The sequence below is a fragment of the Chlorogloeopsis fritschii PCC 6912 genome (assembly GCF_000317285.1).
Taxonomy (GTDB): Bacteria; Cyanobacteriota; Cyanobacteriia; order Cyanobacteriales; family Nostocaceae; genus Chlorogloeopsis; species Chlorogloeopsis fritschii.
Genome location: NZ_AJLN01000077.1, coordinates 37,534 through 43,695 on the forward strand (window position 1 = coordinate 37,534; position 6,162 = coordinate 43,695).

General features: G+C 41.5%; 6 protein-coding genes. 2 read left to right on the plus strand and 4 right to left on the minus strand.

Annotation, left to right across the window (positions count from 1 at the left end):
* Positions 1-29: 29 nt before the first annotated feature.
* Positions 30-314: a hypothetical protein gene (locus tag UYC_RS0113995; protein ID WP_016879546.1), complete on the minus strand. Its 285-nt coding sequence runs from the start codon at positions 312-314 to the stop codon at positions 30-32.
* A 292-nt stretch (positions 315-606) separates the two neighbouring features.
* On the opposite strand from UYC_RS0113995, the gene UYC_RS0114000 reads away from it, so the two are divergent.
* Positions 607-1,194, plus strand: a complete 588-nt coding sequence (locus tag UYC_RS0114000) for a Uma2 family endonuclease (RefSeq protein ID WP_016876460.1) — start codon at positions 607-609, stop codon at positions 1,192-1,194.
* A 2-nt stretch (positions 1,195-1,196) separates the two neighbouring features.
* Here the strand turns inward: UYC_RS0114000 and UYC_RS0114005 are convergent, their stop codons facing one another.
* From UYC_RS0114005 to glyS, 3 genes are all read right to left on the minus strand, one after another.
* Positions 1,197-1,925, minus strand: a complete 729-nt coding sequence (locus UYC_RS0114005) for a Uma2 family endonuclease (RefSeq protein ID WP_016879547.1) — start codon at positions 1,923-1,925, stop codon at positions 1,197-1,199.
* Positions 1,926-1,971: 46 nt separating this feature from the next.
* The gene (gene murD / locus UYC_RS0114010; protein ID WP_016879548.1) at positions 1,972-3,345 is read right to left on the minus strand and encodes a UDP-N-acetylmuramoyl-L-alanine--D-glutamate ligase; all 1,374 of its coding nucleotides are present in this window, start codon (positions 3,343-3,345) and stop codon (positions 1,972-1,974) included.
* A gap of 84 nt (positions 3,346-3,429) precedes the next feature.
* Positions 3,430-5,661, minus strand: a complete 2,232-nt coding sequence (glyS, locus tag UYC_RS0114015) for a glycine--tRNA ligase subunit beta (protein ID WP_016879549.1) — start codon at positions 5,659-5,661, stop codon at positions 3,430-3,432.
* 164 nt (positions 5,662-5,825) lie between these two features.
* On the opposite strand from glyS, the gene UYC_RS0114020 reads away from it, so the two are divergent.
* Positions 5,826-6,074 carry a DUF2887 domain-containing protein gene (locus tag UYC_RS0114020; protein WP_016876464.1) on the plus strand — a complete coding sequence of 83 codons (249 nt, stop codon included), beginning with the start codon at positions 5,826-5,828 and terminating at the stop codon, positions 6,072-6,074.
* Positions 6,075-6,162 lie beyond the last annotated feature (88 nt).

The window sequence follows — 6,162 nt, forward strand, 5'->3', positions numbered from 1 at the left end:
CGTCAAATTAAGGGTTTTATGTCGAGGAGTTAAATCCAACACAAATTGACCAACAGTATCATCTCATCAGCGAGTTTGAGAAATTCACCAGCGAGGTTAATATTCTCGTTGTTGAGTCTAAGAATATTGCCAGCGAGAATAATCATGTCATCATCGAGCTTGGGAGTCTCATCAGCGAGGATAATAACCTCATCGTCGAGTTTGGAAGTCTCGCCAGCAAGATTTACAGTCTCGTTGTTGAGTTTATGAATCTCGTTAGCAAAGATGATAATTTTATCGTTGAGTTTGGGAATCTCATCAGTGAGGATAATCATCTCATCGTCGAGTTTGAGAGCTTCATCAGCGAGGCTTAAAGTCTCGTTGTTGAGTTTTGGAATTTCATCTGTGAGAACAAGAGCTTAATCTTGCAGCTGCATTATTACTTACAGCAATTTTCGGGTAAATGAACCACATCTTTTTTGTCTCACGCAGAGGCGCACCAGGCGCAAAGAGGAATCAAGAGTGTGGTCTAAATAGGTGAAACTTAGTGTAAGCATCACCCTACTGTATTTTTTCAAAGTCTAAAATCTGCAAGTTTAAATAGAAATAGAGCTATATTAATCCTTTATGCAAGTACAATCCCCCAAACGCTACTACACCCCAGAAGAATATCTCGCACTAGAGGAAGCGGCTGAGTATAAAAGTGAATATCGCGACGGAGAAATCGTTCCAATGACAGGAGGAACTACCAATCACAATAAAATTGCTGGTAATTTTTATGCTAACTTGAAGTTTGGCCTAAAAGGGCAAAACTATGATATCTACATTGGTGACGTGCGGTTGTGGATACCCCGTTATCGCCAGTACACTTATCCCGATATCATGGTAATCGAGGGAGAACCCCTTTATACAGGAACGGGTACAACTACTGTAATGAATCCGTTGCTAATTGTTGAGGTATTATCCAAGTCAACTAAAAACTATGACCAAGGTGACAAGTTTCTCTACTATCGGTCAATTCCTGAGTTTAAAGAATATATCTTAATTGACCAAGCAAGATATTATGTCATGCAGTACAGCAAAACTCTTGAAGGAAAATGGTTATTAACTGAATATGAATCCCAAGAAGCTGTTTTGGAATTTAGTTCTATCCGGTTTCAAATTAGTTTGAATGATATTTACGATCGCGTAAATTTTGCAGAGAGTGAAGAGTAAAGTTAAATATTCTGAGGATCTATTCCCTGGGCGCGTAAAATTTCTCGCAATCTAGCCAATTCTTGCTCTGTTTGGTGTAAGCGTTCTTCTGCTTGTTGTGCCCGTAATTTTTCTTGTTCCGCTAATTCTTCAGCAGAAGGTATCAATTGTTGTTCAGGTGTGAAGTAGCGTAATTTCCCTTCATGTACTCCTAAATAAAGTCCTAACTGCTGACTCCACAACTTGCCATCAGGAGTAGGTTGAATTTCTTGATATTGCCCATCTACTAAATGAAATCCCTGAAATTCTAGTGTGACAGGATCAAACCAGAAGTAATCAGGTGTGCGGAAAGTGTCTTGATAAAGTTGTTTTTTAAAGCCTTTGTCAACATCGGCAGTAGAGTTCGATAAAATTTCGATAATTAGATTGGGATACTTGCCGTCTTCTTGCCAGACTACCCAACTTTTACGGTCTTTTTTCTCGGTTCCCAAAACTACAAAAAAATCAGGCCCCCGGAAATACTCTGACTTTTTCTGGTTGGGACTATAATAAACTGTTAGGTTCCCAGAAGCGTAAAAATCTTGACGTTCTCGCCACCAAAGTTTGAGGATACTAATTAATAGTTCAATTTGATCGCGGTGTAAATCGCTTTCCAAAGGGGGTTCATCACTCCATAAATCGCCAGGTGGAAAGGTAACTTCTGCGTCTGAAATTTCAGAAAAGTTGATATCTACAGTACCGACTTCAGACATAGTGGGTAGTATCCTTGCAATTTACACTGATTGTAACAAGCAAAGTTTAACTATTTCCTACCCACTCCAAACACAACTGCCGGAAGCGATCGCCTCTTTGTTCAAAGTTGGCGTATTGATCGAAGCTTGCACAAGCGGGTGATAGCAAAACTACAGCTGCTTGATTATTTTGAGCTAATTCTGCCGCTCTAGGAACAGCTCTGTCCATTGTTTCTACAATTTCATAATTGGTATATCTAAGCTCTTGCAAGCGTTGAGCAAAGGTGGGTGCTGCATCGCCAATCAGTAAAACGGCAGCTGCTTTGGCTTTAATTTGTGCCATCCAGCCAGTATCATCACCAGCTTTTGCTTCACCACCAGCAATTAAAATGACTGGACTTTTAACCGATGCTAATCCAACTTCGGCGGCGTCGTAGTTAGTGGCTTTACTGTCGTTAATAAAATCAATGCCTTGCCAAGTACAAATATGTTCCAAGCGATGAGGAACACCAGGAAACTCACTAATGGCACGAGAAATGGCGGCTGGATCAATTCCTGCTAACCGCGCCGCAGCAACTGACATTAATAAATTTTGCTGATTGTGTTCTCCTACCATTCGCAATGCAGATACTTCGATAATGGCTTCCGGTGTAGATGTTGCAGTTAATTTTTCGACAACCCAACCATCTTCGATGTAAAAACCTTTATCTCCAATCAGGAAATCTTTGCCTTTTATACTTGTCCAATAGGCATCAGGCCAATGACTTAAACCTAATTTATTCAAATATACGTCATCGCCATTAAATACTTGTATTTCTGAGTTACGCAGCAAACTGGCTTTGATATTGTAGTAATTCTCTAATGTTTTGTGGCGACTGAGGTGATCTGGCGTAAAAGTCGTCCATACACCAATACGTGGTGCTAAAGAAGAAGAAGATTCGATTTGATAGCTGCTAATTTCCCCGATTATCCAATCAGGGCGCTTTGGTGCTAAGACTACTTCACAGGCAGCGTAGCCGATATTACCGCACGCTGGTGCATCCAATCCTGCTGTTTGAAAAATTGCAGCAATTAAAGAGGTAGTAGTAGTTTTACCATTGGTGCCAGTAATTGCTACCCAAGGAACTGGTTGTAAATACCGCCAAGCGAGTTCCATTTCCCCGATCGTTTCTATACCCAATTCTCGTGCTTTGACTAATTCGGGAATATCCCAGGGAACACCGGGACTGACAACTATTAATTGTGGTAAATCTGAACTATCTAATTCCAGGGAATACCCTAGTTCAACAGTAATTTGTTCAGTTGCTAATTCTTGTTGTTGTTTTTGCAGGTTGGCAGAGGTGTTGCGATCACTTAGCACCACCTCCCATCCCTGCTGTTTCAACAATCTCGCCGCAGCGACACCGGATTTTCCTAATCCAATAACATGGCCTTTGGGCATAGACTGTAGCAGAAGTCCCTGGTTAAGCAATCCTTATCGTAACGTGTATTGGCACAATTTACACTACCTTTTGATAGATGATGGCTACAAATTTTTTACAACTGCCCCAAAATCCGCCAATACACGGGCGTGGTTACGCAATAAACCAAGTAAGTGTAATCGATTGCGCTTGATCTGGGGATCGGGATCCATCACCAAAACGCTTTCTGCTCCATCAAAAAAGTTACTGACTGTGGGAGCAATTTCTTCTAGCCCTGCTACCAACAGTTGATAATTGCGCGATCGCCCTGCGGTTTGAGTCTGGGGTAACAATTCGACTAAGGCGTTATAAAAGGCTGCTTCTGAAGGCTTTTGGAATAGTTCTGGGCTGACTGCAACCGTTGGATCGAGTTGTTTTGTATCCAAATCTCCTTGGGCTGCCAAACGTGCCGAACGATTGACGGTTTCGTAGATTTTATCTAGGGTGCCGTCATTACGGATTTGTTGTAAGAATAAAGCGCGATCGCGTACATCCAATAAATCTTTTAAGGCTCTTTCTGCGTAATCTCGGTCATTTTCTCCCAAAACAGCATTTACTACGTCATAATCAATCTGTTTTTCTTCTTGTAGTAAGGTGCGGATACGTTGCAGGAAAAATTCTTCCAAAGTCGCAACTAATTCTGTTTTATTTTTATCGCGGGCTGCAACAAAATCTGTAGCTATTTGCTCTAATAACTGTTGCAAATTGATGGACAAATCAGCCGCCCATGTAATGTTAATTACTGCATTAGCTGCCCGACGCAAGGCAAAGGGATCGGAGGAACCTGTGGGAATCATTCCCAAGCCAAAAATACTGACTAATGTATCTAATCTGTCTGCTAAACCGACAACTTGTCCTGTTAAAGTTTGCGGCAAAATATCATCTGCACCCCGTGGTAAATAATGCTCAAAAATTGCTGTTGCTACTGCTTGTGGTTCTCCACTGGCTAAGGCGTATTTTTGTCCCATAATTCCCTGTAATTCAGGAAATTCGTACACCATTTGACTTACTAAATCAGCTTTGCACAATAAAGCAGCACGGTGAATATGATGGCGTTCATCTTCATTTACTTGCAATTGTTCTGCAATTTGCGCGGCAATTTTGGATATTCGCCCTACTTTATCAAGCAGTGAGCCTAAATCTTCTTGGAAAGTCACTTTTGCTAATTGGGGTAAAAAGCTATCCAAGGGATTTTTTAAATCAGCATCATAGAAAAATTTGCCATCAGCTAAACGCGCACGAATAACTCTTTCATTCCCAACAGCAATGATATCTGATTTAGCTGAATCACCATTAGAAATCGTGACAAAATAGGGCAGTAATTCTTTATCTAAAGTAGATGATGATGAAGGATCTAATTTATCGCCTTCTGCCTCCTGCCTACCTTCGGAAGCCGCTCCGCGTCTACTGCCTCCTGCCTTCTTAAAAACAGGAAAATAACGCTGATGATGCACCATCACAGTGGTGATTACCTCTGTTGGTAAATTTAAATATTCTGTTTCAAATTTACCGATAACAGCTGAGGGCCATTCTACAAGGTTAGTAACTTCCTCTAATAAATCTGGGTAAATCTCTGCATACCCATTTAACTTTTGTGCCGACTCTTTGACTTCTTGGGTGATAATCTTTGCCCTTTCTTCAACATTCACAACCACGGATGCCAAACGCATCACAGTCACATAATCAATAGCTTGAGGAATAATCACCGGCTCTGGATGCAAGATGCGATGCCCTCTAGAAATGCGATCGCTCTTGATTGTCTCCGATCCATTCACTAATTCTATCGGCAGCACTGCTTCATCTAATAAAGTTACCAACCAACGAATCGGACGAGAAAAGCGTAAATCTCCGTCGCCCCAGCGCATCAACCGCTTACCTTCTAAACGCGAAATCCACTCTCGCACCAGTTCTGTCAAAATTTCTGCTACACTGCGACCGGAGATGACTTTCCGCACAAATACAAAATCCCCTTTGTCGGTAGCGCGAACTTCTAAAGCATCAAGTTCCACACCTTGCTTTTTGGCAAAACCTTGCGCTGCTGGTGTTGGTGTACCATCTTTAAATGCAGCTTGTGCGGGTGGGCCTTTAATTTCTTCTTCACGATCTGCTTGCTTAGATGGTAAACCTTTAATGAGTACCGCTAGGCGTCTGGGAGTACCGTAAACTTCTACGGCGTCGCTCGTGAGGCTGTTGTCTGCTAAACTTTGGGGAATCAGCGACTTCCACTGGGCTACGGCGCTACTCAAAAAGCTTGCAGGTAGTTCTTCTGTACCAACTTCTAATAAAAATGCCGGCATAGGACAATATTTTCAAGAAAAGCGTGGCTCAACTCATATTAGTCAACTCAAACAGTGTACCGTGCTTGTAACGCAGACGTGTGCGATCGCGCAACTCATTAATTCACAGAGCCAAATCTATGCATAAAATCAATATGGTGTGATTTTCGCAACAAATAATACTAGTGAAAACGGATAGTATTTTTTATCAGTTATTTGCAGAATTTCCCAGTATTTTCTTTGAATTGATTGGACGCTCTCCCAGCGATACTCAAGGTTATCAGTTTCGTTCAGTGGAAATCAAACAAACTGCTTTCCGTATTGATGGAGTATTTCTGCCACCAGAAAATAATCCAGACAAAACAGTGTATTTCTGTGAAGTACAGTTTCAAAAAGAGTGCGGCTCGTTCTCAGCAGGAACCCCTAGTTTCTAGGGATGTATGGCTAAGGTACATTTTGAAAAGTCACCATCAAAATGTATAACTGTTCATTTGATGTAGGTGAGCTAAGTACCCTAGAAAA

Coding starts and splice junctions, on each gene's coding strand:
- UYC_RS0113995 (WP_016879546.1), bottom strand. CDS start 314: ATGATTATCCTCACTGATGAGATTCCCAAACTCAACGATAAAATTATC.
- UYC_RS0114000 (WP_016876460.1), top strand. CDS start 607: ATGCAAGTACAATCCCCCAAACGCTACTACACCCCAGAAGAATATCTC.
- UYC_RS0114005 (WP_016879547.1), bottom strand. CDS start 1,925: ATGTCTGAAGTCGGTACTGTAGATATCAACTTTTCTGAAATTTCAGAC.
- murD (WP_016879548.1), bottom strand. CDS start 3,345: ATGCCCAAAGGCCATGTTATTGGATTAGGAAAATCCGGTGTCGCTGCG.
- glyS (WP_016879549.1), bottom strand. CDS start 5,661: ATGCCGGCATTTTTATTAGAAGTTGGTACAGAAGAACTACCTGCAAGC.